The 3486-nt window shown below is 60.0% G+C and carries 1 protein-coding gene and 1 pseudogene; both read left to right on the top strand.

The annotated features are described in order from the left end of the window. The first annotated feature begins 56 nt into the window (after positions 1-56). Positions 57-2738, top strand: a complete 2682-nt coding sequence (locus ACTJK7_RS28980; RefSeq protein WP_440819240.1) for an RHS repeat domain-containing protein — start codon at positions 57-59, stop codon at positions 2736-2738. Between the two features lie 192 nt (positions 2739-2930). After that, positions 2931-3486: pseudogene (locus tag ACTJK7_RS28975) on the top strand (hypothetical protein); the annotation flags it as partial.

Genomic DNA, 3486 nt, shown 5'->3' with positions numbered 1-3486 from the left:
GAGCTTGCTGTGATGCCAGAGGCACACCGAATGCCGATTGCGGGGAAGCGCGCTCCATGAGCTTGCACATCAATACGCCGAGGATGTCTGTGATCGACCCGCGCGGCTTGCCGGTGCGCACGGTCGACTATTGCCGAGACATCGAGGACGGACCGGTCGAGTCCCGGATCAACCGCACCCTGCATGACGCTGCGGGGCGTGCGGTGAAACAGTGGGACCCGCGACTTTGGCTGTCGCAGGCCGGCAATCCGCTGACGCCGGCCAACCTGAAGCAGGTATTTGCTTTGGACGCCACGGTGATTCGCTCGGACAGCGTCGATGCCGGCACGCAAGTCGAGCTGAAGGGACTCGCCGCACAAACGCTGTTCCGTTGGGACAGCCGTCAGACGCAGCGCGAGATTGAACACGACAGTTTGCTGCGCCCCGTTGCGATATTCGAAGAAGGAACAGGCGTGCCTCGGCGTTGTGTCGAGCGCCTGACCTACGGTCATCCCGGCAGCGGGGATCAGTCGCGAAACCAGTTCGGGCAGCTGATTCGTCATGATCATCCGGCGGGCAGCGTGCTGTTCAATGCGTTTGCAATCAGCGGCCCCTGCACCGAAGACATCCGCCGCTTCACGCTGGAACCGCTGGCACCTGACTGGCCGGAGCGGGAGGCGGATCGTCTTCGGCTGCTGGAGCCAGGCGTTGGTGCAACATCGCGGTGGCGCCATGGTGCGTTGGGCGATGTGCTGGGACAGACAGATGCCCGGGACAATCGGCATACGTTCGAGCTGAACGTCGATGGCCGCTTGCGCGAACACCGACTGCAGTTGAAGGGGGAGCGTGAGCAGATTCTGGTCACTGACATCCGCTATGACGCGCAAGGCAATGTCACGCAGCAAACCGCCGGCAACGGTGTGCACACCACCCGGACCTATCGCCCCGAAGACGATCGTCTGTTGTGCCTGCGGACCGAAGACGCTCGCGGTCTCGTGCTGCAGCGCCTGATTTATGAATACGACAGGATGGGCAATGTCCTGCGCATTGAAGATAAGGCAATGCCGATCCGTTACTTCGCCAATCAGCGTATAGAGCCGGTCAGGTGCCTGGCCTACGACAGTCTCTACCAATTGATCATGGCGTCCGGGTGGGAGGCCGGGCGTGCCAGTCGGGGCCCGCAATCGATAGGACGCGTCGATCCGGCAGCGGTCAGCAAGTATCAGCAGGATTACAAATATGATTGGAGCGGCAACCTGCTCAATCTGATTCATGTCGGGCCACAGAGCCACGGACGCAAACTGCAAGCCGCGCGCTACAGCAACCGTACCCTGCTTTACGAAGGCGCAATTCCCGGCGATCCCGAAATCGAAGCCGGCTACGACACCAGAGGCAACCAGACTCAGCTGGAACCGGGACGGATGCTGAGCTGGAACCTGCGCAACGAACTGCAATCGGTCAGCCCGGTGGAACGTGCCAGTGGTGACAATGACAGCGAGACCTATCTCTACGACGGCAGTCGCCAGCGAGTGCGCAAGATCCGTTCCTTGCAGACCGGTGCCCGCACCCTGATTGCCGAAGTGCGCTATTTGCCCGGGCTGGAACTGCGCACCGACAACGGAGTTGGCGAACGGCTGCAGGTCATCGTCGCCGGCGGTGTCCGGGTCTTGCATTGGGAGAGCCCGCCACCCTCGGGCAGCAACAATCGGTATCGATACCAACACGACGACCACCTGGGTTCGATCACTCTGGAAACCGCCGATGACGGTGCGATGATCAGCCGGGAAACGTTTCACCCTTTTGGTACCAGTGCCTGGCAGGATGGCGAATTCAGCTACAAATACATCCGTTACTCGGGCAAGGAGCGCGATGCCAGCGGGCTTGATTACTACCGTTATCGCTACTACATCCCTTGGTTACAGCACTGGCTGAATCCTGATCCTGCAGGGGACGTCGACGGACTGAATCTGTACCGGATGGTTCGCAACAATCCGCTCACGATGAGAGACGCGCTGGGGCTGCAAGCCGAGACCGGAACCTACGAAGCGGAGGTGGGCATTCGAGTGAGATTGGCCTTCAAGCTGCTTTCCCTTCAAGCACATGTGTCCAAGCTTGACCCGGCAGAGGGGCGATACAGCAAGTCTGCTGATTTCAAACTGGTTGAAGTCGGCGAGGGCCCCGAGTTTTCCGTGAGTAAGGGCGAACTGTTGAGTCACCTGAGGAAGTTTCGGCGCCAGTACCGTGAGATGTACCACGACTCGTTGCGGCAAGAAGATCCGCAGAGCATGAATATCAGCGTGGCGCAAAACTTTGAATTGGGAAAAGAGATCGCCGAGATCACATCCTCGTCCCTGAAGTACTCAAGCGAACCGCGTGTATCGGAAGAACAAACGGTCACCAAGCACTTCTTCGCATTGATCAATCGCGACGATGTCGAAAAGAAGGGTCAGGACAAAGTGATTTACGGCATCGCCGAGTTGAGTGTCGTGTCAAAAAAGGGGGGAGAAAGCACGGTTCATGTGAGCAACGTACTTGCGCACCCACTGTCGCAGCCGGGCGTGGACAACTTCCTGGGTGAATCGGCCGAGGCCACCGGGGCCGTCCGACCTTTCAAATTGCGTGGGATTGGGACCTACCTGACTGTCAAGTCGCTGGCCAGGATGGTGAGCACGCACAAGGTTCAAAAAGTCAGAACGGCGGCGGTCAATCCGCGATCAGCGGCTATCGCCCGAAGACTGGGAGCCAGAAAAGTGAATTAAAAAAAGCCCCCGCCCCACCCACTGCGGATAGGGAACGCAGCGGGCTGGACGGGGGCCTCCTGTTTTGCTCAATGCTTGTTGCGCGTAGGTGCCGTTGGTCGGGACTGTAATTTCCGACAGTAGCCGAAACAGCGCTGAGCTTGCTGTGATGCCAGAGGCACACCGAATGCCGATTGCGGGGAAGCGCGCTCCATGAGCTTGCACATCAATACGCCGAGGATGTCTGTGATCGACCCGCGCGGCTTGCCGGTGCGCACGGTCGACTATTGCCGAGACATCGAGGACGGACCGGTCGAGTCCCGGATCAACCGCACCCTGCATGACGCTGCGGGGCGTGCGGTGAAACAGTGGGACCCGCGACTTTGGCTGTCGCAGGCCGGCAATCCGCTGACGCCGGCCAACCTGAAGCAGGTATTTGCTTTGGACGCCACGGTGATTCGCTCGGACAGCGTCGATGCCGGCACGCAAGTCGAGCTGAAGGGACTCGCCGCACAAACGCTGTTCCGTTGGGACAGCCGTCAGACGCAGCGCGAGATTGAACACGACAGTTTGCTGCGCCCCGTTGCGATATTCGAAGAAGGAACAGGCGTGCCTCGGCGTTGTGTCGAGCGCCTGACCTACGGTCATCCCGGCAGCGGGGATCAGTCGCGAAACCAGTTCGGGCAGCTGATTCGTCATGATCATCCGGCGGGCAGCGTGCTGTTCAATGCGTTTGCAATCAGCGGCCCCTGCACCGAAGACATCCGCC

Source organism: Pseudomonas sp. 22085, assembly GCF_052045815.1.
Lineage (GTDB): Bacteria > Pseudomonadota > Gammaproteobacteria > Pseudomonadales > Pseudomonadaceae > Aquipseudomonas > Aquipseudomonas glycinae.
Note: the sequence above shows the minus strand (reverse complement) of the source record. Positions and strands in the feature narration are given on the sequence as shown.

What these genes read in the sequence shown, in the direction of transcription:
- ACTJK7_RS28980 (WP_440819240.1), top strand. Translation starts at nt 57, where the DNA reads ATGAGCTTGCACATCAATACGCCGAGGATGTCTGTGATCGACCCGCGC.